The sequence below is a fragment of the Stenotrophomonas sp. STK16_22 genome, assembly GCF_051984505.1.
Classification (GTDB): Bacteria; Pseudomonadota; Gammaproteobacteria; order Xanthomonadales; family Xanthomonadaceae; genus Stenotrophomonas; species Stenotrophomonas maltophilia_A.
Genome location: NZ_CP196972.1, coordinates 1,365,630 through 1,391,635 on the forward strand (window position 1 = coordinate 1,365,630; position 26,006 = coordinate 1,391,635).

General features: G+C 67.4%; 22 protein-coding genes. 13 read left to right on the forward strand and 9 right to left on the reverse strand.

Going from position 1 to position 26,006, the window contains the following annotated elements; all coding sequences use genetic code 11:
• Positions 1–91 precede the first annotated feature (91 nt).
• Together gltX and ACSYAO_RS06245 are read left to right on the forward strand one after the other, a co-directional pair.
• The gene (gltX, locus tag ACSYAO_RS06240; RefSeq protein ID WP_262220663.1) at positions 92–1,495 is read left to right on the forward strand and encodes a glutamate--tRNA ligase; all 1,404 of its coding nucleotides are present in this window, start codon (positions 92–94) and stop codon (positions 1,493–1,495) included.
• A 34-nt stretch (positions 1,496–1,529) separates the two neighbouring features.
• Positions 1,530–2,021, forward strand: a complete 492-nt coding sequence (locus tag ACSYAO_RS06245; RefSeq protein WP_004150412.1) for a Fur family transcriptional regulator — start codon at positions 1,530–1,532, stop codon at positions 2,019–2,021.
• Positions 2,022–2,053: 32 nt separating this feature from the next.
• Here ACSYAO_RS06245 and ACSYAO_RS06250 read toward each other — a convergent pair whose 3' ends face one another.
• From ACSYAO_RS06250 to ACSYAO_RS06270, 5 genes are all read right to left on the reverse strand, one after another.
• Positions 2,054–2,707 carry a hypothetical protein gene (locus tag ACSYAO_RS06250; RefSeq protein WP_134951720.1) on the reverse strand — a complete coding sequence of 218 codons (654 nt, stop codon included), beginning with the start codon at positions 2,705–2,707 and terminating at the stop codon, positions 2,054–2,056.
• Between the two features lie 75 nt (positions 2,708–2,782).
• Complete coding sequence (locus ACSYAO_RS06255) at positions 2,783–3,937, reverse strand: HlyD family secretion protein (RefSeq protein WP_049462396.1); 1,155 nt, start codon at positions 3,935–3,937, stop codon at positions 2,783–2,785.
• A 9-nt stretch (positions 3,938–3,946) separates the two neighbouring features.
• Positions 3,947–5,620, reverse strand: coding sequence for an MFS transporter (locus tag ACSYAO_RS06260; RefSeq protein ID WP_262220664.1), 1,674 nt, complete (start codon positions 5,618–5,620; stop codon positions 3,947–3,949).
• A complete protein-coding gene (locus ACSYAO_RS06265; RefSeq protein ID WP_010483118.1) occupies positions 5,620–6,186 on the reverse strand; it encodes a TetR/AcrR family transcriptional regulator in 567 nt (188 codons plus the stop codon). Before ACSYAO_RS06265 ends, ACSYAO_RS06260 begins: the two co-directional genes overlap by 1 nt.
• Before the next feature lie 229 nt (positions 6,187–6,415).
• Positions 6,416–8,620, reverse strand: coding sequence for a TonB-dependent receptor (locus ACSYAO_RS06270; protein ID WP_197655905.1), 2,205 nt, complete (start codon positions 8,618–8,620; stop codon positions 6,416–6,418).
• 136 nt (positions 8,621–8,756) lie between these two features.
• On the opposite strand from ACSYAO_RS06270, the gene ACSYAO_RS06275 reads away from it, so the two are divergent.
• Positions 8,757–9,170, forward strand: coding sequence for a MerC domain-containing protein (locus tag ACSYAO_RS06275; protein WP_008264835.1), 414 nt, complete (start codon positions 8,757–8,759; stop codon positions 9,168–9,170).
• Positions 9,171–9,280: 110 nt separating this feature from the next.
• Positions 9,281–9,460, forward strand: coding sequence for a 30S ribosomal protein THX (locus ACSYAO_RS06280; RefSeq protein WP_004150462.1), 180 nt, complete (start codon positions 9,281–9,283; stop codon positions 9,458–9,460).
• 110 nt (positions 9,461–9,570) lie between these two features.
• Here ACSYAO_RS06280 and ACSYAO_RS06285 read toward each other — a convergent pair whose 3' ends face one another.
• From ACSYAO_RS06285 to ACSYAO_RS06295, 3 genes are all read right to left on the reverse strand, one after another.
• Positions 9,571–10,821, reverse strand: a complete 1,251-nt coding sequence (locus ACSYAO_RS06285; protein WP_262220665.1) for an alkaline phosphatase family protein — start codon at positions 10,819–10,821, stop codon at positions 9,571–9,573.
• 411 nt (positions 10,822–11,232) lie between these two features.
• Positions 11,233–11,724 carry a methylated-DNA--[protein]-cysteine S-methyltransferase gene (locus ACSYAO_RS06290; protein WP_049462403.1) on the reverse strand — a complete coding sequence of 164 codons (492 nt, stop codon included), beginning with the start codon at positions 11,722–11,724 and terminating at the stop codon, positions 11,233–11,235.
• Positions 11,721–13,199: an AlkA N-terminal domain-containing protein gene (locus tag ACSYAO_RS06295; protein ID WP_197656031.1), complete on the reverse strand. Its 1,479-nt coding sequence runs from the start codon at positions 13,197–13,199 to the stop codon at positions 11,721–11,723. The genes ACSYAO_RS06290 and ACSYAO_RS06295 overlap by 4 nt, the downstream gene beginning before the upstream one ends.
• A gap of 429 nt (positions 13,200–13,628) precedes the next feature.
• Between ACSYAO_RS06295 and ACSYAO_RS06300 the strand changes: the two genes are divergently transcribed.
• The 4 genes from ACSYAO_RS06300 to ubiM all read left to right on the forward strand — a co-directional run bounded on the left by ACSYAO_RS06300 (position 13,629) and on the right by ubiM (position 17,056).
• A complete protein-coding gene (locus ACSYAO_RS06300) occupies positions 13,629–14,792 on the forward strand; it encodes a hypothetical protein (RefSeq protein ID WP_032128359.1) in 1,164 nt (387 codons plus the stop codon).
• 58 nt (positions 14,793–14,850) lie between these two features.
• Entirely contained in the window at positions 14,851–15,396 is a 546-nt protein-coding gene (locus ACSYAO_RS06305) for a DUF4019 domain-containing protein (RefSeq protein WP_032128358.1), read from the forward strand.
• Positions 15,397–15,407: 11 nt separating this feature from the next.
• Positions 15,408–15,797, forward strand: coding sequence for an MAPEG family protein (locus ACSYAO_RS06310; RefSeq protein ID WP_197655924.1), 390 nt, complete (start codon positions 15,408–15,410; stop codon positions 15,795–15,797).
• Positions 15,798–15,877: 80 nt separating this feature from the next.
• The gene (gene ubiM, locus ACSYAO_RS06315) at positions 15,878–17,056 is read left to right on the forward strand and encodes a 5-demethoxyubiquinol-8 5-hydroxylase UbiM (protein ID WP_134951455.1); all 1,179 of its coding nucleotides are present in this window, start codon (positions 15,878–15,880) and stop codon (positions 17,054–17,056) included.
• A 25-nt stretch (positions 17,057–17,081) separates the two neighbouring features.
• On the opposite strand, the gene ACSYAO_RS06320 is transcribed toward ubiM, so the two are convergent.
• The gene (locus ACSYAO_RS06320; protein WP_010486399.1) at positions 17,082–17,303 is read right to left on the reverse strand and encodes an RNA-binding S4 domain-containing protein; all 222 of its coding nucleotides are present in this window, start codon (positions 17,301–17,303) and stop codon (positions 17,082–17,084) included.
• Positions 17,304–17,569: 266 nt separating this feature from the next.
• On the opposite strand from ACSYAO_RS06320, the gene ACSYAO_RS06325 reads away from it, so the two are divergent.
• From ACSYAO_RS06325 to ACSYAO_RS06345, 5 genes are all read left to right on the forward strand, one after another.
• Positions 17,570–19,516 (forward strand): DEAD/DEAH box helicase, encoded by a 1,947-nt coding sequence (locus ACSYAO_RS06325; protein WP_032128355.1) that lies wholly within the window; start codon positions 17,570–17,572, stop codon positions 19,514–19,516.
• A gap of 227 nt (positions 19,517–19,743) precedes the next feature.
• Positions 19,744–22,167 (forward strand): putative bifunctional diguanylate cyclase/phosphodiesterase, encoded by a 2,424-nt coding sequence (locus ACSYAO_RS06330; RefSeq protein WP_049424576.1) that lies wholly within the window; start codon positions 19,744–19,746, stop codon positions 22,165–22,167.
• Positions 22,168–22,276: 109 nt separating this feature from the next.
• A complete protein-coding gene (locus tag ACSYAO_RS06335; protein ID WP_049461760.1) occupies positions 22,277–23,941 on the forward strand; it encodes a sensor domain-containing diguanylate cyclase in 1,665 nt (554 codons plus the stop codon).
• A 34-nt stretch (positions 23,942–23,975) separates the two neighbouring features.
• On the forward strand, positions 23,976–24,698 hold the full coding sequence (locus tag ACSYAO_RS06340) for a pseudouridine synthase (RefSeq protein ID WP_049424580.1): 723 nt from the start codon (positions 23,976–23,978) through the stop codon (positions 24,696–24,698).
• A gap of 144 nt (positions 24,699–24,842) precedes the next feature.
• A complete protein-coding gene (locus ACSYAO_RS06345) occupies positions 24,843–25,913 on the forward strand; it encodes a sensor domain-containing diguanylate cyclase (RefSeq protein WP_197655921.1) in 1,071 nt (356 codons plus the stop codon).
• The last annotated feature ends 93 nt before the right edge of the window (positions 25,914–26,006 follow it).

Here is a 26,006-nt window from a genome sequence, read left to right on the forward strand (position 1 = left end):
GGGCAATCGCGACTTAATCCCCTCCGTCCCCTTTTTCCGTAGGGGGCGGTGGGCTGGTAAAATCGGGGGATTCCCGTTCCTCGAGCCGTCCATGACCTGCCGCACCCGCTTCGCCCCCAGCCCCACCGGTTACCTGCACATCGGCGGTGCCCGCACCGCGCTGTACTGCTGGCTGGAGGCCCGCCACCGTGGCGGCGAGTTCGTGCTGCGCATCGAGGACACCGACCGTGAACGCAGCACCCAGGGCGCGATCGACGCGATCCTGGAGGCGATGGAGTGGCTGGGCCTGGACTATGACGAAGGCCCGATCTACCAGACCGACCGCGTCGCCCGTTACCTGGAAGTGGCCGAACAGCTGGTGGCCGACGGCAAGGCGTATTACGCATACGAGACCCGCGAAGAGCTTGACGCGATGCGCGAGGCCGCCATGGCCAGGCAGGAGAAGCCGCGCTACAACGGTGCCGCGCGCGAGCTGGGCCTGCCGCGCAGGGACGACCCGAACCGCGTCATCCGCTTCAAGAATCCGCTGGAAGGTACGGTGGTGTTCGACGACCTGATCAAGGGCCGTATCGAGATCGCCAACAGCGAGCTGGATGACATGGTCATCTTCCGCCCGGACGGCTACCCCACCTACAACTTCGCGGTGGTGGTGGACGACTGGGACATGGGCATCACCGAGGTCATCCGCGGCGACGACCACATCAACAACACCCCGCGCCAGATCAACCTGTACGAAGGCATCGGTGCGCCGGTGCCGAAGTTCGGCCACATGCCGATGATCCTGGACGAGCAGGGCGCCAAGCTGTCCAAGCGCACCGGCGCGGCCGACGTGATGCAGTACAAGGACGCCGGCTACCTGCCTGATGCGCTGCTGAGCTACCTGGCCCGCCTGGGCTGGTCGCACGGTGACCAGGAGCTGTTCAGCCGCCAGGAGCTGATCGAGCTGTTCGACGTGAAGGACTGCAACTCCAAGGCCTCGCGCCTGGACATGGCCAAGCTGGGTTGGGTCAACCAGCACTTCCTGAAGACCGAGGACGTGGCCGCCATCGTGCCGCACCTGGTCTACCAGCTGCAGAAGCTGGGCCTGGACGTGGCCGCCGGCCCCGCCCCGGAGGACGTGGTGATCGCCCTGCGTGAACGCGTGCAGACCCTGAAGGAAATGGCCGAGAAGGCCGTGGTCTGGTACCAGCCGCTGACCGAGTACGACGAAGCGGCGGTGGCCAAGCACTTCAAGGCCGGTGCCGAGGTGGCGCTGGGCAAGGCCCGCGAGCTGCTGGCCGCCCTGCCGGAATGGACCGCCGAGTCGGTGGGCGTCGCCCTGCACGACGCGGCCGCAGCGCTGGAAATCGGCATGGGCAAGGTTGCCCAGCCGCTGCGCGTGGCCATCACCGGCACCCAGGTCAGTCCGGACATTTCCCATACCGTTTACCTGGCCGGCCGCGAGCAGGCCTTGAAACGCATTGATGTGGCCATCACCAAGGTAGCAACGGCCTGAGGCATCCTTGCCAGGCCCGAACCGGAGAACGCGCATGCCCGCCAAGACCGCCACTGCCTGTACCGCCCCGCACCACCACGTCCACGACGCATCGGATTTCGTGGCGGTGGTCGAGCGCGTCTCGCGCGAACGCGGGCTGCGCCTGACCCCGATCCGCGCCAATGTGCTGAAGCTGATCGCCGAGGCCGGCAAGCCGGTCAAGGCCTACGAGCTGCTGGAATGGGTGCGTAACGGCAAGGGCGTGGGCGCCGATGCCCCGCCCACCGTGTACCGCGCGCTGGACTTCCTGATGGCCAATGGCTTCGTGCACAAGTTGGAATCGGTGAATGCCTTCGTGGCCTGCCACCATCCCAGCAGTGCCGCGCACTCGGTGCCGTTCCTGATCTGCAACAGCTGCCACAGCGCGGTGGAGCTGGAAGACCGCGAGATCGTCACCCAGCTGGAGAAGCGCGCCAAGGAGCTGGGCTTCCAGCCGCAGGCGCAGACCCTGGAAGTGCACGGGCTCTGCGCGCGCTGCGCGGGCTGAGTCGCGGCGCATACCCGGACTGAGCCGCACGCTCAGTCCCGGGCGGCGTGCTCTTTCAGACGCTTCAGGACGCTGCGCTGTGCGTCGACCAGTACAGGGTCGTCCACCCGCAACTGCTCGACCCAGGCGAGCGCTGGTACCGGGTCGGCATGGCGCACGAAATACAGTGCCTGCGCCAGGAAATGCACATTGGGCACCCTGGCGTCCCAGATGAGCTTGGCGATACGCAGCATCGACGCCTGCATGCCGGGTGTAACCTCAACGCCGGTCTTCCCTGAAAGCGCGGTATTGAGGCAGTAAAGCGCCTGGCAGGGCAGATCACGCGGTGTGCCCGCACGCGACCAGTCAGCGCGTTCGGCAAAGTCCAGCAGGACGGCAATGGCGGCGGGGCCACTCACATCGGCCAGTGTGCCGAGCGCGAACACTGCCAGCTGGGGGTCCCCCAGCATATCGCGCAGGCCTTCCACGCCCTGGCGTCCCCAGGCGGTGCAGGCCTTGGCCCAGCCGCCGAACGGTACGACCCGGCTACCATCGCCCAGCAGGCCATCATCCGGCCAACCGTGCAGTATCCGCAGCCGCTCAATTTCCTTGCCACCTTCGGCGCCGTGCTCCTGCACGAAGGCGATCAGATCTTCCGCTTCCAGCGTGTCCTTGGCCGCCCGCCTGGCCAGTGTCGTAAATTTCATCGTCTTCCAGCGATCCTGATCCAGATCCGCAACGGTAGCGGATCAATGGGGTGAAGGCAGTCAGCAGCCTGCACCCTAGTCCATCGGCTTGGACCGGGTATCTACCCGCACGATCACCGACATGCCGGGCCGCAGCTGTGCGGCCAGCGTCTGACCTTCATTGATCGATATCCGCACCGGCAGCCGCTGCACCACCTTGGTGAAGTTGCCGCTGGCGTTGTCCGGGCGCAGCACGCTGAACTCCGAACCTGTGGCGGGTGCGATCTCCTGCACGCGGCCGCGCAGCACCTGGCCCTGGAACGCGTCCACCGAGAACGTGGCCGGCTGACCGATCGCCATGCCCCAGGTCTGGCCTTCCTTGTAGTTGGCCACCACCCATAGCGCGTCAGGCACCAGGAACAGCAGCTGCGAACCGGCGGCGACGTACTGGCCCACGCGCACGCTGGCTTCGCTGATCTGGCCGTCGCGCGGTGCGTGGATCACCGTGTTGGCCAGGTCGATGCGCGCCAGTTCCAGTTGTGCCTGTGCACTTTCCACCTGGGCCTCCAGGCTCTTGCGCGCCACCTGGGTCGACACCAGCGTTTCCTCGGCGATGCGGATCTGCGCCTGCGACTGCTGCACGCTGGCCTGTGCTGAGGCCTGGGTGGTGCGGAACTTGTCGCGGTCGTTGACCGACACCAGTTGCTGCGCGGCCAGTTCCTCGTAGCGCTTCAGCTCGTTGCGCGAGCGTTGCAGCTCCGCCTGGCCGGCCGACAATGTGGCGTGTGCGGAGGCGATCTGCGCACGGTTCTGCGCCTGCGACTGGTCCGAGTTGGCCAGTGCCGCACGTGCGCTGTCCAGCGTTGCCTGCGCCTGGGCGACACGCTGCGTGTAGATGCGGTCATCGATGCGCAGCAGCGGCTCGCCCTCCCTTACGTGCTGGAAGTCCTTCACCAGCACTTCGGTCACGTAGCCGTTCACCTGTGGCGCCATCACCGTGATCTGCCCGCGCACATAGGCGTTGTCGGTCACCATCACGCTGCTGGTGAACGGCCACAGGTGCCAGGCGCGCAGGATCAGCGCAATGCCCAGCAAGGCCACCACCACCATCACCACCACGCTGCGCGCGCTGGGCTTGAGGTACTTCGGCGCGACCGCCGGTTCAACGGGCGTGGGTGCAGGCGCCGCGTCGGTCGGTGGCGGTGGGGTCACGTTGTCGGTGTCGTCGGGTCGGGGCGGGACGGGGGGCATGTGGAGGACTCAGCGGAGCGCGGCCGGCGTGGCCGCAGCGGGGGAAGTGGGGTGGCGCTTGCGCCATTGCTTGAGCACGGCGGTGCGCAGCGACAGCAGCAGCAACCAGCACAGGAAGCCGATCGCCAGCCATCCGCTCAGCGTGAACACGTCATTGAAGCCACGCACGTTGGCTTCGCGGCGGGCGGTCTGCGCCAGCTGCGCGCTGCCCTGCGCACTGCGCAGCACCGGGTCGGTGATCTGTGCGCTGTACAGCTGCTGCTGGAGGCGCAGGCGTTGTGCCACCACCGGGTCGGCCGGGTCGAGCTGGCTGGTCAACGCGCTGGAGTACAGCTGCTCGCGGTGCAGCTGGAAGGTACCCAGCACCGCCGAGCCGGCCAGGCCGCCCAGCGTCTGTGTGATCGACAGCGTCACCAGGAAGGTGATCATGTGGTCCACACCCTGCTTCAGCGCCGCGGAAATGCCGAGCATGATCAACGGGCCCATGAACATGCCGGCACCGACCGAGGCCAGGAACTGGCTGACATAGAAATCGTGCGGTCGATCCATGCTGGTGCGGTGCTGATCGAAGAAGGCGGCAGCGCCGAGCAGCAGGATCGCCATCAGCAGCTGCGCGATCAGCCGCTTTGGGCCGAAGGTCAGCGAGGCACCGGCGATGCCGGTGACCACGCCCGCGAGGATCACCACGAACAGCGGGCGCATCTGGTCCGGGCCCATGCCCAGCGTGCGCATCAGGTTGACCACGCCATAGGACTGCTCGGTGGTCAGGAAGCGGATCAGGAACGCGCCGACGATGAAGTGCAGCACCGGCAACTTCGACAGCCAGCGGATCTGCAGCAGCGGATTGCGCCGGTAGTGTTCGATGATGAAGGCAGTGGTGGAGAGCACGATCGATGCGACCAGCGCCCAGCCCAGCCACGGTGTGTTGAGCCACCAGCGGGTGTAGCCCTGCGCCAGTACGATCACCAGCAGGGCAACGGCGGGGGCGAGCAGGGCGAAGGTGAGGAAGTCCAGCGGCTCGAAGGCTTTCACCTGGATGCCGGGCGGCAGCTTCAGCACCACCACCGCCGCGAACGCGCACAGGGCCAGCCCGGCTTCAAACGAGTAGAGCTGGTGCCACTGGCCGGTATCGACCAGGCCCGGCGAGACGATCCAGGCGATCGGCACCGCCAGCTGCGAGAGGCCCACGCCAACCACCAGCAGATTGCCGGTGAACCGTCGTGGCAGCGCCTGCAGCATGTACAGCGTGCCCAGTGTCGAACAGGCGGCGCCAGCGAAGCCGCTGGCGGCACGGGTCAGCATCGTGGTCTCGAAGCTGCCAACGAACAGGTGCAGCACCGCCAGTGCTGCGTACAGGCCCAGGCCGATCTCGGCGAACAGGCGGATGCCGTACTGCTGGCGGAACTTGAAGGCCAGCAGGTTGGCCGTGACGTTGACCATTGCATAGGCCGCCACCAGCCAGCTGCCCTGGGTCGGCGTCAGTGCCAGCTGGCCCTGCAGGAAGGGCAGGTTGGCGGTGACCAGTGCATTGCCAAGGCCACCGGTGATCGCCACCAGCAGCGACACCAGTGCATAGGCCACGCGTCGATACGGTGGGTGCCAGGGCATCGACGCCGAACCGGGCATGGTCGGCTTTTCGTGCTCCTCCCAATCCGGAACCGGCTTCAGATACGGCTGGACCATCAGCGGGCCTCGCTGGTTGCTCCCTGGAGACCCCCGCGCAGCAGCTGCAGGGCGCGCCCGGCCAGGTGGGCGCGCTCGTCGCGGGTCTTGCCGCGCAGGGCCGCGCCCAGCATGCCCGAGATCAGTGAAATATCCGTCTTCTCCAGGTCGGCCCGGCACAGGCCGGCGGCCTTGGCACGGGCGATCGGTGCTTCCAGCAGATCGCGCACGGTCTCGCGCGCGGTGCGCATGGCTGGCACGTCCGAATCCACCGCGCGCCAGTAATCGGCCAGTGCCGGCGAATCGATGATGCGCTGGGCCATACCCTCGAACACTTCGAAAAGGGCATCGTCGCGGTCGCCGAGCTGCTCGACCTGGCGCCGGATACGGTCGACCGTACGTTGCAGCAGGGCCTGGATCAGCGCGGTGCGGTCGGGGAAGTTGCGGTACAGGGTGGCGCGGCCCACCTGGGCGCGTTCGACCACCAGGTCCAGCGGGGCGGTGACGCCATGTTGGCCGAACACGTGATCGGCGGCATCGAGGATAAGGGCACGGCGGGCAGCAGCATCGGCACGTTGGGCAGTCATGGAATTATTTTCGGACAAAAGTGTCCGATTGGCGAGACTTTGAGTGACGGGATTGTCCGCTTGTTGTGGTACGCACATCTTTGTGACGAATGCGTGATGGATGCTGCACAAAGAGATGGGGGCCAGAAGGCCCCCATCGGATCTGCTTGCATTGGATCCACGCCATGCGTGGGCTGAGGCTGGGGTCAGAACCCATTCCTCTGGAATGGGATCCGACTCCACTACGCGATCAGAAGAACGCGCGGATGCCGAATGCGACACCACGGCCCGGCAGCGGCGAGTAATCACGCAGCAGCGAGGTATGCGGACGCACTTCGCGGTTGGTCAGGTTGCTGCCATCCAGGAACACCTCGTAGCTGTTGCTGGCGTTGCGATCCCAGCGGTAGGCCAGGTGCGCGTCGACCAGGGTGTAGCCGTCGCTCGGTGCTTCGTTCTGGGCGACATCCTTCTGGCGGCTGTAGCGGACCGCACCGACCGAGGCGCGCCAGCCGTCCTTCGACCAGCGCAGGTCGGCGCCGACGCGGGCCGGGGCGATGCGCGGCAGGTAGCCGGTGTTGGCCAGCTCCACGCTGTAGTTGTGGTTGTGGTCGCCATGCGGCACGGCGATGTCGAGGTTGCGGCTGCCGTTGCCATCCAGCTTGGCCTTCACGTAGTCGCCGAACACGCGCAGATCCCAGTCACCGGCGCCGCCTTCGAACAGGTGCACCAGCGCTTCGGCTTCGGCACCGCGGAACACCGCATCCTGTTGCGTCCAGGCGCGGACCGGCAGACCCTCGGTAACGCCGGTGTCGGCCAGGTAGATGAAGTCCTTGAATTTGGTCTGGTAGACCGACGCCGAGAAGTCCAGGCGTTCGCTGTGGGTGTGGATACCCAGTTCCACGCGCTGGCCGCGCTCGGTCTTCAGGTTGGCGTCGCCGATTTCCAGCGAGCGGGTGGCGATATGCGCGCCGGCGGCATACAGCTCTTCGTTGGTCGGTGCACGCTCGGAGCTGTCCACGCCGATGCGCAGGTCGACGGTGTCGTTGAGCTTCCAGATGCCGGCCGCAGACAGGTTGGTGGCGCCGAAGGTACGGCGGCGATAGTCACCGGTCGGGTCCAGCTTGACCTGGTCGTGGCGGCCGCCCAGTTCCAGCTTGAACGGGCCGAACTGCTTTTCCTGCAGCACGAACAGTCCGATGTTCTTGGTGCCGGTATCCGGAACGAACGCCTCTTCGCCCTTGGCACCGAAATCACTGTTGCCGAACTGCAGGCCGAAGGCGCCGTCCCAGCCACCGATCTGCTGCTGCACCGCTTCCAGGCGCGCCTCGATGCCACGGTTGGTGAAGCGGGTGGACGGCGTGCCGGCTTCCAGCTCCACGTGCTCGTAGTCGGTATAGGCCACGCGTGCATTGATGTTCTTCAGGAACGAGACCGGGTTGTAGATGCCGGCCTTGGTCTCGAAGCGGTTCTGCACCATGTCGATGCGCACGTCATGCTCGTCGCCGCCTTCCTCTTCATCGCCATGGCCGTGGCCGTGGTCATGGCCATGATCATCGCCATCGGCATGCACGTGCGCGCCATTGGGAATGCCGTAGTTGGTGCGATAGGTGCTGGCCGATACGCCGAAGTAGCCGCCGTCGCCCAGCCAGGTCGCGCCGACGCCGCCGGCGCGGGTGCGGATGGAGCTGTTGTCGAGGCGGCCGCGGCGCGGTTCTTCGCCTTCTTCGCCCGCGTGCTCATGGTTGTGATCGTGATGGTCTTCAAGGCTGTCGATCACTGCATAGCCGGGAATGCGGTAGTCGTCGCCATTGCGCACCAGGCCGTCCACATGCAGCACGACATTGCCGCTGACGCCATCGAGGCGGAACATGCCGCTGCGCTCGTTGTTCACCGAATTGCCGCGCAGTTCGGCGCGGCCGCTGAGCGGGCGCTCCGGCAGCTCGCGGGCGATGCGGCCATCCACCACATTGACCGCGCCACCGATGGCGCCACTGCCGAACAGCAGCGTGGCCGGGCCCTTCAGCACTTCGATCTGGTCGGCGAGGAACGGCTCGATGCTGGTGGCATGGTCGGCGCTGACGGTGGAGGCATCCATGTTGCCCATGCCATTGGACAGCACAGCCACGCGCGGGCCTTCCTGGCCGCGGATGATCGGGCGGCCGACGCCAGGGCCGAAGAACGTGCTCTGCACGCCCGGCAGCTTGGCCACGGTATCGCCGAGGGTGCCGGCCTTCTGCTCGTCCAGGCGTTCGCCGGCCAGTACCTCCACCGGGCGCGCCAGCGATTCGGCATCGCCCTGCAGTGGCGACGCGGTGACCTGCACCGACGACAGTTCAGTCAGGTGGCGGTCACGCTGAGCGCTGTCATCGCCGGCGGCAAAGGCAACCGAAGGCAGCAGGGCGGCGAGGGCCAGAGCGAGGGAATGCGGCTTCAACCGCGGGGTGTGGGCGGGCATGGAGCGGGTCCTTTGTTACAGTGTATCAATCGCTGGGCGCACGTATCCCGTCAGCGGGACAGGGGGAGGAAAACCGTGCGGGTCGGGAGCAGATGTTATATTATTCCATAACGATTCGCCGACCCTGCTGGAAGTCATGTCCCTGTCCTCACGCCTGCGCCACCTGCTCGACCGTTTCGGCGCCACTGGTTCGATGCTGTGCGCGGTGCACTGTGCGGTGATCCCCGTGCTGCTGGCGGCGGCGCCGTCGCTGGGCCTGTCGTTCTGGCTGAGCGATGGGGTGGAACAGGCGCTGGTGGTGTTCGTCACCCTGCTCGGATTGTTCAGCCTGGTCTGGGGCTACCGCCGGCACGGTGCGCTGCGTGCGCTGGGCTTCCTGATTCCCGGCCTGGTCGCGTTGTGGGCCGGCGTGCTGTACGACCCGCTGCACCACAATGCGGTGCCACACGCGGTGGTGATGACCATCGGCGGCCTGCTGGTGGGGGTCGCCCATCTGGTCAACCTGCGCCTCAACCACGGTCACGTGCACGACGCCAGCTGCGCGCACTAGGCGCTCCGTGATAGGATTTTCGATCGTGCGCGGGGGCGCCCAGCAAGGCGGCCCCGCCGAACCCGTGTCAGTACGGGGTAACCAGATTTCACATTTGAGGAGTTGAAGACATGGGTAAGGGTGACCGCAAGACCGCCAAGGGCAAGCGCTACAACGCCAGCTACGGCAACGCCCGTTCGCACACCGCGAGCAAGGTCGCCGTAGGCGCCGCCGCTCCGGTTGCCAAGAAGACCGTGGCCAAGGCTCCGGCGAAGAAGGCTGTGGCGAAGAAGGCCGTCGCCAAGGCCTGATCCGGCCTGGACCGGTTCAACGAAAAACGCGGCGCCTGGCGCCGCGTTTTTTTGTGCTCGTCGTTCCGCTTGCTGCGTTCGCCGGGCCATGCCCGGCGGATGACGTACGATCAGCGCAGGGTTTTCTTCAGCGTTTCCGGATTGCCGTCGTTCGGTGCGGCCGGCACCTGCAGCAGGTCGGCCAGCAGCGGGTAGACGTCGACATTGTCGAAGCCATCGATCACCAGGCCCTGGCGGAACGACGGGCCACTGGCCACGAATACCGCGCGCATGGAGGGCAGGGCATTGTCGTAGCCATGCGAGCCACGATCCTGGTGGTCGCGCTTGGCGATCTTCTCCTGGTGCAGGGCATCCCAGCCTTCATCCATCATGCAGACAATGGCGGGAATGCGCGGGTGGGTGCCGTAGTGCAGGCGCGGCGGCAGGTTCTCTTTCTTCCAGCACTCGTAGTGCGCGTGACGACCGAGCAGGGCGCGCTCGGCGGCGGCTTCGTGACCGGCCAACGGCGCAAAACCCACCGACTGGCCCTGGCTGACATTGCGCGCGATGGCCGGGGCGGCCATTGATTCGGTGGAGATCACCTGGCCGACCGGGACGCTGGCCATGCCATGGTCGGAGACCACAATCACGTTGGTGGTCGCGGCCAGGCCGCGCTGCTGCAGTCCATCGAGCACCTGGCCGACGATCTGGTCGGCGCGCACGATGGCGTCGGCATACTGCTTCGATTCGGGGCCGTAGTTGTGGCCGGCCTTGTCCACATGTTCCATGTACAGCGTGGTCAGGCGGGGTGCATCGGCATCGGTCTGTGCAAGCCAATCGAGCACGATGCCGGCGCGCTGCTCCAGTGGTTCCTTGCCGTCGTAGACGCGCCACTGGCTGGGGCGCACACCGCGGATTTCCGATTCACTGCCTGGCCACGAGGTGGTGGCCGAACGAACCCCGGCGTTCTCAGCGCCGACCCAGATCGGTTCGCCGCCCCACCAGCCGCTGGTGGTGACCGCCTCACGGTTGCTCAGCTCGAACCGGCCTAGGGCTTCATCGTCCATGCTGTTGTTGACGATGCCGTGGTGGTCCGGGCGCAGGCCGGTGACGATGGTGTAGTGGTTGGGGAAGGTCAGCGACGGATAGGACGGGGTCATCCAGCGTGCACGCACGCCGCCGTCGATCAGGCGCTGCAGGTTCGGGGTCAGGCCGCGGTCCAGCGCATCGGCGCGCAGGCCGTCGATGGAGATCAGCAGCAGCTTCGGCGGCGCAGCCGCAGCGACAGCGGTGGGAGCGGAGGCGGAAGGGGCGGGCGCGGTGGTGCAGGCGGCCAATGGCAGCAGCAGCGCCAGCGCGCAGGTCAGGCGTACGGAAGTCATCCGCCCATGATAAGCCGGTGCAATGACGCGCCCAAGACACGCTGCGCCGAAGGGCGCAGCGTGTCCGCGCATTTTTCCTTATCCCCGCGCCTGTCGGCGCGCCCCCTTCAACAAGAAGGGGGCTTTTCTCCAGACATGTTCCCGATGCTTCCATCCACGCATGGCGTGGATCTACCGTGTCGACCAAGGTCGACACCTACCCACAGCCGCGGGAGTCTGTCGAAGGTGGGGCGGTATGGGGGGGCAGGACCGTTGGCGCCATGGATGGCGCCATCGAGCCCCCATGGATGGGTTTACGGCGTGTCCTGCCCACCCATACCGCCCCGCCCAGCGCGTAGAAAATCGGAGCCGTATTGGCTCTTGACCTTGCCGTTGCCTCTGCGGGTGCCGGGCGCAGCCCGGCCAGCCCTCTCAGGCGAACAGCGGGGCCTGGCGTTGTTCCAGTCGCAGCAGTGCGGCCTTGGTTTCCAGGCCGCCACCGAAGCCGGTCAGTGCCCCGTTGCTGCCGATTACACGATGGCAGGGCAGGATGATCGGCAGCGGATTGCGCCCATTGGCAGCGCCGACGGCGCGGGTCGCACTGGGGTGGCCCAGATGCTGCGCCAGCTGCAGGTAGCTCCAGGTCTGGCCGAACGGGATCAGAGCCAGCGCCTGCCACACGCGCAGCTGGAACGGCGTGCCGCGTGGCGCAAGCTCCAGGTCAAAGCTGCTGCGTTCGCCGTGCAGGAACTGCAGCAGCTGCTCGCGTGCTTCCGGCAGCGCATCCGGCGCGTAGTGCCAGTCGTCGCGGCCGCGTGCCGGGTGGCGGTTTTCCGGGAACAGCACATGCGAAAGGCCACGCTCGTCACCGGCGATGGTCAGCACGCCGATCGGGCTGTCGAAACGGTCGAACAACAGGGTCATGTCGGTTCTCCAACGAAAGTGCCGGAAAGGTGCCAAAGATGCAGCACGGCATAGGCGCGCCAAGGGCGCCACGGTTGCGAGCGTGCTTCGGTGGCACGTTCGCTCAGGCGCTGGCCCTGCGCATGGCCGAGCACCTGCTGCAGTACCAGGTCGCCGGCGGGGAAAGCATCGGGCTGGCCGAGCCCGCGCAAGGCGATGTACTGCGCGGTCCACGGACCGATGCCGGGTAGTGCCACGCAGCGGGAAACGAACTCTTCCAGCGCCTGGCCTGGGCCGAAGTCGAGCGCGCCACTGGCACAGGCGGCGGCAAGCGCACGCACGGTGGCGGCGCGGCTGCGTGGCAGGCCGATCGATTCCAGTGGTGCTTCGGCCAGCAGCTCGGGGGCCGGGAACTGGCGATCGAACTCCGGCGGCATGCCCGGCAGGTGCGCGCCATAGGCATCCACCAGCCGCCGCGCGAAGGTGGTGGCCGCGGCCACGCTGACCTGTTGGCCGAGCACCGCGCGCACGCCCACTTCGAAGCCATCCCAGCCGCCCGGTACGCGCAGCCCGGGACGCTCGGCGATGCCACGCGCCAGCAAGGGTTCCTCATCCAGTGCGGCGTGGACCTGCTGCAGGTCGGCATCCAGATCGAATACGCGACGCACACGGCGGACGATGTCGGGGATCAGGCGCGGATCGACCGCGCCCAGCTGCAGGCGCAGTTCCGGGCGCTTGGGGTCGGCAGTGACGCGCAGCAGGGTGGGGCGCTCGGGTGTGCCGAGCACGCGCTGGTAGCTGTCTTCGCCGATCAGCTCGATGCCGGGCAGGCTGCGCTTGCGCAGGAAGGCCAGCATGCGTGGGAAATCCAGTGGTGGCCGGTATGCCAGACGCAGTACCAGGCAGCCATCGTCGGCGGCCAGCGGCTGGTGCTGGCGACGCAGTGCCGTCGGTGCCATGCCACAGCCCTGCAGGAAGGCGGTATTGAAACGGCGCAGGCTGTTGTAGCCGGCGGCCAGCGCGACGTCGGTCACCGGCAGCGTGGTCTCGGTCAGCAGCTGCTTGGCCAGCAGCAGGCGATGGGTGGCGTGGATCTGCCCTGGCGTTGCGCCCAGATGTTCGACGAACAGGCGCTGCAGCTGGCGCGCGCTGAGTCCGATCTTCTCTGCGAGGTCGGCTACCGGCTGTTCCTGCAGGAAGCCACCATGGATCAGGGCCAGTGCGCGCTGCACGGTCTGCCCGGCCAGTGCCTGCTGCGCCTGCGGTGCCAGCTCGGGGCGGCAGCGCAGGCACGGGCGGTAACCGGCTGCCGCAGCAGCGGCCGCAGTCGGGTAGTAGGTGATGTTGCGTGGCTTCGGTGGCGGTGCCGGGCACACGGGGCGGCAATAGATGCCGGTGCTGCGCACGGCGGTGTAGAACACGCCGTCGAAGCGTGCGTCGCGGGCCAGACGGGCGCGGTCGCAGGCGGCGGTGTCGAAGGCGAGGGCGGTGTCCATGGCGCCAGTCTAGGCGTGTGCGGGCGGCGATACTCGCCGGATTCGGACATGGATGCTGGAGGGGGTTCTGGCAGGGCTTGCAGCCCTGCACCCGCAACGTCAACGTCAACGTCTCAATCAAAAGCTGGCAGTCCGTGGGATGGCGGGGCGGTGTGGGCTGTCAGGACACGCCGTAAACCCGTCCATGGGGGCTCGATGGCGCCATCCATGGCGCCAACGGTCCTGTCAGCCCACACCGCCCCACCTCTGACAGTTGGTCGCTGCAGTTGGTGGGTGCCGACCGTTGGTCGGCACGCTTTTGCTGTTGGTAGGTGTCGACCTTGGCCGACACACTTTCCCAAGGGTCAGAGGGGGTTCAGTGCCACGCGCTGAATGCGCGGCCTGGACGGGTAGACTGTGGCTCTTGCTCCCATGAATCCCGGTTGCCCGATGTCCGCCAAATTCCGCTGGTTGCCCCTGTTGTGCCTGGCCCTGGCGGGCTGCAGTCAGCTGGAGAATCCGGGCAATGTGACCGCTGCCGACAAGGCGGCGCGGGCGCCGGCCAGCGATGGCGAGAACATGGTGTCGATCAATGCGGCTGACGCACCGCCACCGCCGGCGCCGCCGCGCAGCCGGGCGGATCGGCCTTGGCCGCAGGCGCAGTTGGAGAATGGCCGCGCCTGGGTCAGCTGCAGTACCGAGTACGCCGGTGAGGCGGGCGATGGCGTCGAGCTGGAGGGCCTGCAGCGCGAGCAGATTGCCCAGGCCCTGGCGCCGTGTGCCGAGCGTGGCCTGATGCGTGTGCGTTACGCCGGCAAGATCAATCCGGGCTTCGCCGAAATGATGTGGCGACTTGCCGTGGTCGCCGATGAACAGAAGATCCACAAGCGCATCCTCGATCTGGACTCCAGCGGCGGTCAGGTGGAATCGGCGATCGTCGCCGGTGACAGCATCGGTGAATCGGGCTGGACCATCTGGGTGCGCGAAGGCTCGATCTGCCACAGCGCCTGCGTGTTCGTGCTGGCCGCTGGTGACAACCGGCTGCTGTCGGGCAAGGTCGGCATCCACCGCATGATGCGCATCAGTTCCAAGGCCACCTCGCGCGCCGAGCTCAACCGCGAGCTGCACGAGGTCTACGACAACGTAAAGGACTACCTGCAGCGCAACGGCGTGGCGGTGGGCGTGGCCGATCTGATGATGACGGTGCCCAACCGCAGCCTGCGCCTGCTGACGCCGGACGAACTACGCCAGTACGGTCTGGATGGCACCAACGCGGTGCAGGACGACCTGGAGCGGATCAAGCAGATGCGTGCCTGTGGTGACGACTTCGTGCAGCGCAAGGACGCGTTCCTGATCGCCTTCGACCAGCAGTGCAAGCGCGAAGGCGCCGACATGGAATCGATCAACAGCTGCGGCCAGGCACTGAAGCAGCGCTTCGGTTTCCCGGATGCGGTGTGCCCGGAAGAAAGCCCGCTGTCGGAAATCGATGTGGCAACGTTGCCGCCGGCACCGTCGGAGCCGCCGCCGGTGGCCGAACAGGCGCCAGCAGACACCGGCACGCCTGCCGCGCAGGCCGATGCCGCAGCGGTGGAAGGCAGCGCCCACGCGCGCTGACGAACAGCTCACCGCTCTGGCGTAGACTGCGGTTCTTTCCCGAGAACCGGCGGTGTCCATGAAGCGCGTGCTCCTGCTGCTGTCCCTGCTGCCCCTGACCGCATTGGCGCAGGCACCCGCGCCGGCCACGCCTGCACCGGCACCCGCGCGCCCCGCACCGGCATCGCCGGCGGCTGCGAAACCGGCCACGGCCGGCGCTCCGGCGTTGACTGCCGCGCAGCAGGCGCAGGTGCAGAAGCAGGATGCGGAAATGGGCGCGGCCGCAGTGAAGGCGGCGCAGCTGGTCGATGCCAACCGCGCAGGCGAGTTGTGGGATGGCGCTTCGGCCGTCGCGCGCCGTGCAGTACCGAAGGCCGCCTTCGTCAGCCAGTTGACTGCCGAGCGCACGCGCCTGGGCGCGCTGGCCGGGCGTGGCCAGCCGACCATCACCCGGGTCAAGTACAGCGCCGGTGCCGCGGTGCCGGAGGGGCTGTACATCAACGTCAGCTTCCCGACCCGTTTCGCCAACAGCGCGCAGCCGGTACGCGAGCTCGTCTCGTTCCGTTTCGACGAGGACCAGGTGTGGCGCCTGGCCGGTTACAGCCTGCGTGCGTCGGCACCCTGAGGAGATGATCGATGGCAACTGAACTGACGATGCTGGCCTGGTCGGTGCTGCTGGGCTTTGTCTACATCTTCGCCACTTCCACCGTAGTCACCCGCGAGCGCGGGATGAAGTGGAATGCCTCGGCGCGTGATGGCGAAGCCAGGCCACTCAGCCCGCTGGCCGGTCGCCTGCAGCGGGCCCAGGCCAACTTCCTGGAGACCTTCCCGTTCTTTGCCGCTGCTGCGATCGCAGTGGTGCTGGCCGGGCGCGGCAACGACACCACCGCATTGGCGGCGCAGGCCTACTTCTGGGCACGGGTGGTCTACCTGCCGCTGTATGCCGCAGGCGTGCCCTACGTGCGCAGCCTGGTCTGGGCAGTGTCGCTGCTGTCGATCCTGGCGCTGGTGTTCGCATTGTTGTGATCCCGGCCTGATCCAGATCAAGGCCGGTCAGGTGCGCGGCGCTATGCTGGCGCGGACTGAATCAACGGCAGGAGGCGCGCATGCGCAGGATGGACGTGGTGGTGGTCGGCGCCGGACCGGCGGGGCTGTGTTTCGCGCGTGCGCTGGCCGGTAGCGGCCTGCAGGTCGGGCTGGTCGAAGTTCAACCGCGCCAGGCCCTTGCCGAGGCCGCCTTCGATGGCCGTGAGATCGCGCTGACCCATGCCTCGCGGCAGAGCATGGAGCAGCTGGGGCTGTGGCAGCGCCTGCCGCAGGCTGAAGTCGCTGAACTGCGCGATGCCAAGGTGATGAACGGCGGCTCGCCGTTCGCGCTGACCTTCGCCAGCAGCCAGGTGGACGGTCAGCCGCTGGGTTGGCTGGTGCCCAACCATCTGATCCGCCGCGCTGCATGGGATGCCGTGCAGGGGCAGGACGGCCTGGAGCTGTTCGACGGGCGCAAGGTGCTGGGCGTGCAGGCCGATGCGCAGGGCCACGTGGTCAAACTCGATGACGGCAGCCAGCTTCATGCGCGCCTGCTGGTCGCCGCTGACAGCCGCTTCTCCGCAACCCGCCGCATGCTCGGCATCGGCGCGCAGATGCGCGACTTCGGCAAGTCGATGCTGGTGTGCCGCATGCAGGTTGAGCGTGATCATCACCACACTGCCTGGGAATGGTTCGGCTACGGCCGCACGATGGCGTTGCTGCCGCTCAACGAAGGCCAGGCATCAGCAGTGATCACGCTGCCACCGCGGCAGATTGAAGAACTGCTGGCGATGGACGAGGTGGCCTTCGGTGAGGCCATCGGTGCCTGCTTCGAACACCGTCTTGGCCGCATGCAGCCAGTGGCCACGCCGCAGGCGTATCCGCTGGTGGGTGTGTACGCGCACGGTTTCGTCGGCGAGCGTTCGGCGTTGATCGGCGATGCCGCGGTGGGCATGCATCCGGTCACCGCACATGGCTTCAATCTGGGCCTGGCCAGCGCGCAGCGGCTGGCGCAGGGCATCGTCGAACAGCAGCGTCGCGGTGCCGACATCGCTGCCGCCGGCATGCTGGCCAGCTACCAGCGGGGTCACCGGCTGGCGTCGCGGCCGCTGTACGAGGCCACCAATGCCATCGCCAGCCTGTATACCGACGATCGCCGCCCGGCACGGCTGCTGCGCGCGGCGGGCCTGCGTCTGGCACAGGGCGTGGCACCGTTCAGGCAGCTGATCGCCTCGCACCTGACCCAGCGCGTGGCCTGAACCGGTTCAGATCAGCCCGTTCAGATCAGCCGGCGGCCAGCACCCGGATCTGGCTGTCGGCGAACTCGACCACCTGGCCTGCGCGGATCTTGCAGGCCTTGCGCAGTTCGACTTCGCCGTCAACCCGCACCTGGCCGTCACCGATGACCATCTTGGCCTCGCCGCCACTGGTGACCAGGTCGGCCAGCTTGAGCAGCTGCTTGAGTTCGACGTAGTCACCGTCGAGGTCGAATTCGAGAATCTGCATGGAGCGGGGTTCCTGGGGAAGGGCGCAGCCAGCGGCCGGGCCGGTGAAGAGGGCGCGTATTGTGCGCCAGCTTGGGGCATGACGGTACGCGCACGGCAAGCTGTACGCCTTGTTCAGGATCAATGCGGTATGATTCCGCTCTGAGCGAGTGAAATCTCCTCCAACCGAGCAGCGCCAGGGCACGCGATAAGAAGGGCGCCCAAAGCGCGGACCATCACCTTTTTTATCGCACTGCCAGGAAGACGGCAGTGTCTTCGGAGTTCCCCATGTCCCAAGATTCCCAAGCGCCGCTGCAGTTCGCGCAGCTCGGCCTGTCCGAGCCCGTGATGCAGGCGGTCACCGCCATCGGCTACGAAACCCCGTCGCCGATCCAGGCCGCTACCATCCCGGCGATGCTGGAAGGCCGCGACGTGCTGGGCCAGGCCCAGACCGGCACCGGCAAGACCGCAGCGTTCGCGCTGCCGGTTCTGTCCAACATCGATCTGCAGCAGATCAAGCCGCAGGCCCTGATCCTGGCGCCGACCCGCGAACTGGCCATCCAGGTTGCCGAGGCGTTCCAGTCCTATTCGTCGAAGATCCCGGGCTTCCGCGTGCTGCCGGTGTACGGCGGACAGCCGTACGGCCAGCAGCTGTCGGCCCTGCGCCGTGGCGTGCACATCGTGGTCGGTACCCCCGGCCGCGTGATCGACCACCTGGACCGCAGCACCCTGGACCTGTCCGAGCTGAAGACGCTGGTGCTGGACGAAGCCGATGAAATGCTGCGCATGGGCTTCATCGACGACGTCGAAGCCGTGCTGAAGAAGCTGCCGGAGCAGCGCCAGGTGGCCCTGTTCTCGGCCACCATGCCGCCGCAGATCCGCCGCATCGCGCAGACCTACCTGCAGGACCCGGTGGAAGTGACCATCGCGGCCAAGACCACCACCTCGGCCAACATCCGCCAGCGTTACTGGTGGGTGAGCGGCATGCACAAGCTGGACGCGCTGACCCGCATCCTGGAAGTCGAGCCGTTCGACGCGATGATCATCTTCGCGCGCACCAAGGCCGGCACCGAAGAACTGGCCAGCAAGCTGCAGGCCCGTGGCCTGGCCGCTGCCGCCATCAACGGTGACATGCAGCAGGCCCAGCGTGAGCGCACCATCGCCATGCTGAAGGAAGGCAAGCTGGACATCCTGGTCGCCACCGACGTGGCTGCCCGCGGCCTGGACGTGGAGCGCATCAGCCACGTGCTGAACTACGACATCCCGTACGACACCGAAAGCTACGTTCACCGCATCGGCCGTACCGGTCGTGCCGGCCGCAGCGGCGAGGCGATCCTGTTCGCCACCCCGCGCGAGAAGGGCATGCTGCGCCAGATCGAGCGCGCCACCCGCCAGCCGATCGAAGAGATGCAGCTGCCGAGCGTGGAAGCGGTCAACGACACCCGCATCAACAAGTTCACCTCGCGCATCAGCGAAACCCTCGGCGCCGGTGGCCTGGACTTCTACCGCCAGCTGCTGGAGCGTTTCGAGAACGAGCAGAACGTGCCGGCCATCGAAGTGGCTGCCGCGCTGGCCAAGATGCTGCAGGGTGACACCCCGTTCCTGCTGCAGCCGCCGGTACGTGCCCCGCGTGAAGAGCGCGCACCACGCGAACGCTTCGACCGTGGTGACCGCCCGGAACGTGGCGATCGCTTCGACCGCAACGAGCGTGGTCCGCGCTTCGAGCGTGGCCCGCGCCGCGACGACGCCGAAGGTGGCTTCGAGCAGCGTCCGCGCCGTGAGGTTCCGCCGCGTGGTGCGCCGGAGCAGGGCATGGAGACCTACCGCATTTCGGTCGGCCACCAGCACGGCGTGAAGCCGGCCAACATCGTTGGCGCCATTGCCAACGAAGCCGGCCTGGAAAGCCGCTTCATCGGCCGCATCGACATCCACGACGACTTCTCGCTGCTGGACCTGCCGGCACAGATGCCGCCGGACGTGCTGTCGCACCTGCAGAAGGTGTGGGTGTCCGGCCAGCAGCTGCAGATGCGTGCGCTGGCTCCGGGTGAAGACACCAACCCGGCCCCGCGTCCGTTCAAGCCGCGCTTCGACAAGCGTGGTCCGGGCGGCCCGGGTGGCCCGCGTCGCGGTGGCCCGGGCGGTCCGGGTGGCCACGGTGGCGACCGCGGCGGTGACCGCGACAGCCGCCCGCCGCGTCGTGACGGCTTCAAGCCGCGCGGCCCGCGCAGCTTCTAAGCCGCACCTGCGGCCCTGAACAACGCCAGCCTCCGGGCTGGCGTTGTCCGTTATGGGCCTGGAAAAGGGGACGGAGGGGATTAAGTCGTTTATGCCCGGCAGTGCGCTTATGCCGAAAACGACTTAATCCCCTCCGTCCCCTTTTCGCATGGCAAACACATTGCCGGTCATAGGCTGGGTCGGTTCCAAGGGAGGTTGTCACCGCAGCACATTCGGGGGGATCCGGGATGGGTAGAAGTGGCACGGACCAGCAGAGCCGGCGGGTGCCGATGACCCGTGGCCTGGGATTGCGCTTTGCGTTGTTGACGGGCATGGCGATCGGGTTGGTCGCGCTGTCCGCGTTGATCCAGGAACTGCAGGCGGCCTCGACGGCCTGGATTGCCGGCCAGGGCTACTGGTCGCGGGGGCAGCAGGATGCGACCGCTGCGCTGAGCCGCTACCTGGCGCGTGGCGATGCGCAGGACCTGGATGACGCGCGCCAGGCCCTGCGGATTCCGTTGGGGGATCTGCAGGCCCGGCTGGCGCTGGAACAGGCGGTACCGGACGAGGAGAAGGCCCGGCAGGGTTTCCTGCAGGGCGGCAACGCGCGCGCCGATATTCCACGCCTGGTGTTCTCGTTCCGCTACGCCCGTGACCTGGGAGCATTCCGCGAAGCCACTGCACTGTGGCGGCAGACCGATGGTGATCTGGAGGCTGTGCAGGCCCTGGTCGCCGAGCTGCAACGGAGGCATGCGGCAGGTGAACTGCCCGTGGCCGACCGCAATCGCTACCTGCAGCAGCTGCGGGATCTCGACCGCCGCCTGCAGGTGCAGGCCCAGGCGTTCTCGCAGGCGCTGCTGAGGATGGCCACCATGGTCCGGATCGCCACGCTGATGGTTGGCGGCCTGTCGGTGCTGGTGATCAGCCTGATGGCAGTGGCGCTGGCGCGTCGCGTCGGCAAGGATCTGACCGAGCACGAGAGCCGCTTCCGCGCGGCCTTCTACCAGGCCAATGTCGGCATGCTGAAGCTCGACACCGATGGCCGCGTGGTCGAGGCCAACCAGGCGATGGCGGATATCCTCGACTACCGGCGCGATGTGCTGCTGCAGATGCTGCTGGGTGACCTGCTGATGGAGGGGGAACTGGTCCTCGACGGTGTCGGCCGCATCGACTGGGACCGGCAGCTGCGGCCGAGCGAGCTGCGTTTCCGGCGGCGCGATGGCAGCCTCGTCTGGGGACGCTGGAGCGGTACCGCGGTTCGCAGCTCGGGCGGTGGATTGTCGGTGTTCGCGATCATCGAGGATGTCAGCCAGAACCATGCACTGGCGCGCGAGATCGAGCATCACGCCAGCCACGATCCGCTGACCGGCCTGATCAACCGCCGCGAGATCGAACGCCTGCTGGAACGCGCGCTGCTGCAGGTCCGGACGGACGGTGGTACGCATGCGCTGTGCTACATCAACCTGGACCACTTCAAGCTGGTCAACGACAGCTTCGGTCATGCCGCCGGCGACCAGATGCTGCGCGGTTTCGCCGACTATCTGGTGGCGGCGGTGCGTGATGGCGATTGGGTCGGCCGCCTGGGGGCCGATGAGTTCGCGGTGTTTCTCGCCCACGCCGGCCAGGATGAAGCCAAGCGGGTACTGCAGCGGGTGATCCGCAACCTGGGCCAGGCCACGTTCCCGATCAGCGAGGGCAGCCCGCAGTTGAGCTGCAGCATCGGCGTGGTCGAGGTCAGTGCCGAGGCGCCGGACGCGAACTGGTTGATGAGCGCCGCCGACAGCGCCTGCTATGCCGCCAAGCAGGCCGGTCGCAACCGCGTGCACTGCTTCAACGAGAACCGCATGGCGCTGGAGGAGCGGCGGCAGGAGGCCGAGCGTCTGCAGGGTGTCAGCCTGGCCATGGCGGAGAATCGCATGCTGCTGTACGCGCAGCGCATCGCCCGCGTGGGCGATCCGTCCTACCTGCATTACGAGGTGCTGGTGCGCATGCGTGGTACCGATGGCAGCCTGCATCTGCCCGGTCAGTTCATGCCGGCGGTGGAGCGATACGGCATGGCGGTGGCGCTGGACCGGCACGTGCTCGGGCTGTTGTTCCGCCACCTGCAGGTCTGCCCGGCACACGTGCGCCAGCTGGGCCTGTGCAACGTCAACGTTTCGGCGCAGTCGATCGCCGAGCCGGGATTCCTCGCCTTCGTCTGCGACCTGCTCGAGCGCAACCGCGCGCTGGCCTCGAAACTGTGTTTCGAGATCACCGAGACCGCGGCGATCAGCAACCTCAGCCAGGCACGCGCTTTCATCGATGCGGTCAAAGCGCGTGGCTGCCGGATGGCACTGGATGACTTCGGCTCCGGCCTGTCCTCGTTCGGCTATCTGCGCCAGCTGCCTGCGGACATCCTGAAGATCGACGGCACCTTCGTGCGTGACATGGACACCGACCCGGTCAGCCACGCCACGGTGCGGGCGATCAGCGAGCTCGGGCGGGAACTGCAGATGGAGGTGGTGGCCGAATGGGTGGAAACCGCCGAGGTGGCTGGCGCACTGACCCGGCTCGGCGTGCAGGGCCTGCAGGGCTACGCGATCGAGCGGCCGCAGCCGCTGGAACGGATGACCCTGAGTGACCTGAGGCCGGTCCGCCTGGTGGCGGTGAAGGGGCCTCCGGCCGCTGGCTGAACGGCGCACGGCGACTTTGGTCTACACATGCGTGGCGTGCCCGGCTGCGATAATGCGCGCCAGGGGCGACGCGCAGTGGGCGCGGACGTAAGCAGGAACAGGATGTGGCGTGGGCGTCAGGCAGTGGCGGTACGAAACAGGGGCGCTGCTGGTCGTCCTGCTGATGGGAGTGTTGCTTCCCGGTCTGGTGCACGCGCGCCTGGCCGAGGCCGGCCGGGATTTCCTGCTGGTTGGCGCACCGACGGACGAACCGACACCCCATCGTGGCTGTACGCCCGCGATGCTGGCCGGGCCGCGCGAGCAGGTAGAGGTGCCGGCGCCGCCCGGGGGCTGGTCGGGGCAACCCCAGGCGCTGGATGTGTTCAACGTGTTCGCTGGCGAAGTCCGCGTACAGCATGGTGACCGCGAGATCTGCGGCAACATGCACGATGCGCGCACCCGTGATTCGCGCTTCCGTGCCGGCATCGGCCTGGTGGCGGTGCCAGCGGCAGGCAGCCATGAGCCGTTCCTGGTGTCGTGGCAGGCGCCGCTGAAAGCGCGCTGGGTGCCGACCTTGCGGCTGGGGGCGCCCAGTCCGGTCCAGCAGAACGATACCGCCCGCCTGCTGGTGCGCGCGGCCTGCATCGCGGTGGCGATCGCGCTGGCGCTGTCGGCATTGATGGCCTACCTGACCACCCGTGACCGCAGCTTCCTGGTCTACATCGGCGCGACGATCGTGGTGGTGGTGTGGCAGGCGGTTCTTGGCGGCTTGAGCGGTTATCCCGAACCGTGGCTGCCGGTGGGCGAGCGCGGCGCATGGTGGCTGCTGGCGCTGACCGCCGCGACCCAGGCGCTGGTACTGCCCGCTCTGTGGCGCCTCAACGGTGGGGACCGCTTGCTGCCACGCTCGCGGCCGGCACAGCAGGCTGTGCTGTGGGGCCTGATGGGACTGGCCGCGCTGGTGCCGTGGCTGCGCTGGGACACCCTGGCGCTGGTCGCGCAGAGCCTGCAGCTGACCTTCATCCTCGGTTGCCTGTTGTCACTGGCCGCTGGCATGCGTGCCTGGTTGCGCGGTGACTGCTGGGCGTTGGCGGGCCTGGCGGCGCTGGTGCCACTGCTGGTGATGATCGCAGCCGATGCCAGCAGTGCGGGGTGGCTGCTGGAGTACCGGGTGGAAGCACTGCAGCTGTCGGTGACCTGGCTGCTGATGATGGCCGCCTATGCCATGAACCAGCGGTTGGGCCGGCTGCGCCAGCAGCGCGATGAACTGCGCCAGCTGGCCGAAACCGATGGCCTGACCGGGCTGCCCAACCGCCGGGCCGGCCTGCAGCAGCTGGCCCGTCACCTGGCACAGGTCGACCGTGAGCGCGGCCCGCTGGTGATCGGTTTTCTCGACATCGACCTGTTCAAGGACATCAACGACCGCCATGGCCACGCGGTGGGCGACCAGGTGCTGGTGGCGGTGGCGCGTGCCCTGCGCACGGCAGTCCGCAGCCAGGACGAAGTGGTGCGGATGGGCGGCGAGGAGTTCCTGCTGCTGATGCCGGGCATGCCGCGCGAGGCGGCGTCGGCGCGCCTGGACCGCCTGCGCCAGCGCATCACCGAAGCCGGCCAGGCCCTGCAGGTGCCGGGCCTGGAAGTGACCGCCAGCATCGGACTGGCGCAGTGGCGGCCGGGTGAGGATGATCTGGCCGCGCTGCTGCGGCGGGCCGACCATGCCATGTACGTGGCCAAGCGGGCGGGTCGCAACCGGGTGTTCGACGGCGAAGAGCTCGATCCGCCGGCCCTGGCATGAAGCGCAGCGGGCGGCGATGCCGGATAATGGACCGATGACCACCCGACTCAACAAACATATCGCCGACACCGGCTTCTGCTCCCGCCGCGAGGCCGATCGCCTGATCGCCGCCCGCCGCGTCACCGTCAACGGCCACGCGGCCGGCACCGGTGCGGTGGTGGGCGAGGAAGACCAGGTGCTGGTCGACGGCCAGCCGCTGCGCGCGCGCGTGGCACGCAAGCCCGGCGCCCGCCGCCACGTCTACATCGCGCTGAACAAGCCGGTGGGCGTCACCTGCACCACCGAAACCTCGGTCAAGGGCAACATCGTCGACTTCGTCGGCCACGAACAGCGCATCTTCCCGATCGGGCGCCTGGACAAGGAGTCCGAAGGCCTGATCCTGATGACCAGCAACGGCGACATCGTCAACCAGATCCTGCGTGCCGAGAACGGCCACCAGAAGGAGTACCTGGTGGCGGTGAACAAGCCGGTCACCGACGAGTTCCTGCGTGGCATGGCGCGCGGCGTGCGCATCCACGACCAGATGACGCTGCCGTGCAAGACCTCGCGCATCGCCAAGTTCGGATTCCGCATCACCCTGCAGCAGGGACTGAACCGGCAGATCCGCCTGATGGCCGCCGAGTTCGGCTATCGCGTGACCCAGCTGCGCCGCGTGCGCATCGACAACATCAAGATCGGTGCGCTGAAGCCGGGCCAGTGGCGCAACCTGACCGAGCAGGAGCTGCAGGGCCTGCTGCCGAAGCAGCTGGACTGGTAACGCGCGGTAGTGCCGGCCGCTGGCCGGCTGCTCCAGGCATCGAATGAGTGCGGGATGCCGGCCAGCGGCCGGCACTACCCGTTGTGCGGATTACGCGCGGGCATCAGCTAGACTTTGCAGTGACCTGCCGGAACGTGACGCTGCATGATCAAGCCCGACAAGCCTGCCAACGAAGCCCTTCGGCTCGAGGCGCTGTACCGCTACCGGATCCTGGATTCGCAGCGTGAGCAATCCTTCGACGACCTGGTCGCGATCGCCAAGGCGGTCTGCGGTACCTCGATGGCGGCGGTGACCCTGATCGACGTCGAACGGCAGTGGTTCAAGTCGATCCAGGGCATCGACGCGGCGGAAAACCTGCGCAGCGAATCGATGTGTGGCCACGCCATCCTGCAGCCGCAGGAAATCATGGTGGTCGAGGACGCGTTGCAGGACATCCGCTTCCACGATAATCCGGTAGTGACCGGCGACCCGCACATCCGCTTCTACGCCGGTGCGCCACTGATCAGTTCCGATGGCCTGCCTCTGGGCACGCTGTGCGTGTTCGATGCACATCCGCAGCACCTGCCCAGCGACAAGGCCGAGGCACTGGCCGCGCTGTCACGGCAGGTGATGCTGGTGATGGAGCTGCGCCGTTTCGCGCTCGACATCCAGAAGCACATGCTGGAGCGCGATGACTACGAGCGCCTGTTGGCGGAGTACCAGGACGTGCTGCTGGCGCAGAATGCCGATCTGGCCGAGCAGAGCCGCACCGATGCGCTGACCGGCCTGCCCAACCGCCGCGCAATGGCGGCGGCACTGGAAGAGGCGGTGGTGGAGATCGATGGGCAACCGGGCGTCGCCTGCGTTGCGTTGCTCGACATCGATCATTTCAAGCACATCAATGATTTCCAGGGCCACGCTACAGGCGACCGGGTGCTGGCCGAGCTGGGCGTGCTGCTGCGCTCGCACTTCGCCGGCCGCGGCATGGCTGCGCGCTACGGCGGCGAGGAGTTCGTGGCGGTAATGCCGGGCACCGACCTGCACACGGCCGAACTGCAATGCGAGTTCCTGCGCCTGGCCGTGGCTGACCTGCCGCTTGGATTCCCGGTCACGGTCAGCATCGGTGTTGCCCAGCACCAGCCAGGTGAAAGCGTGGGTGACATGCTGGCGCGCGCCGACAAGGCGCTGTACCGGGCCAAGGGCAATGGTCGCAACCGGGTGGAACGGGCGGGCTGAAGCTCCAGTTAGATCCACGCCACGCGTGGATGAAAAATCCATTCGAACGCCGTGCGCGTCGCATTCCCTGCGATCCACGTGCTGCACCATGCC